The sequence below is a fragment of the Mesorhizobium sp. M1E.F.Ca.ET.041.01.1.1 genome (assembly GCF_003997355.1).
GTDB lineage: Bacteria > Pseudomonadota > Alphaproteobacteria > Rhizobiales > Rhizobiaceae > Mesorhizobium.
The window spans coordinates 1-661 of sequence record NZ_RZSL01001184.1 but is presented as its reverse complement, the minus strand read 5'-3'; the positions used below and the strand labels follow the sequence as shown (position 1 = coordinate 661).

General features: G+C 64.6%; 1 protein-coding gene. It reads left to right on the top strand.

Annotation, left to right across the window (positions count from 1 at the left end):
• Positions 1-70 precede the first annotated feature (70 nt).
• The coding region (locus tag EOA38_RS38245; RefSeq protein ID WP_127301653.1) for an MFS transporter at positions 71-661 on the top strand (591 nt) is incomplete at its 3' end.

Here is a 661-nt window from a genome sequence, read left to right as displayed (position 1 = left end):
ACAGGCGGAAGACGCCCGAGCCGGTCGCGTTTGCGGACCGCGAACCAGCCTTTGTTTGAAAGAATGACGCATGGACCAGACCGTCGACAATCGCACGACGATGGGAACGACAACCTCGCCGCTGATGAGCGAGAGCGAGAAGAATGCCATCATCGGCGGCGTGCTTTTGCCGATGCTTCTGGCGGCGCTTGACCAGACCATCGTCGCCCCTGCCCTGCCGACGATCGGCCGCGCGCTCGGCCATGCCGAATACCTGCCCTGGATCGTCACCGGCTATCTTTTGACAGCGACCGCGATGGCGCCGCTCTACGGCAAGATTTCCGATGTCTATGGCCGCCGGCCGGTCATCTATGCCGCCGTGCTCATTTTTCTCCTGGGATCGCTGGTCAGCGCTCTCGCCCCCAACATGCTGGTGCTGGTCATCGGCCGCGCCATCCAGGGCGCTGGCGGCGGTGGCCTGTTCGCCCTGACGCAGACCGTCATTGGCGACCTCGTGCCACCGCGTGAACGGGCCCGTTATGCGGCCTGGATTGCCGGCACATGGGCCGTCGCCAGTGTTGCCGGGCCTCTGCTTGGCGGCACCTTCGCCGAGCACCTGCACTGGTCGCTGATCTTCTGGATCAACCTGCCGCTCGGCTTCCTGGCGATGGCGATCATCAAC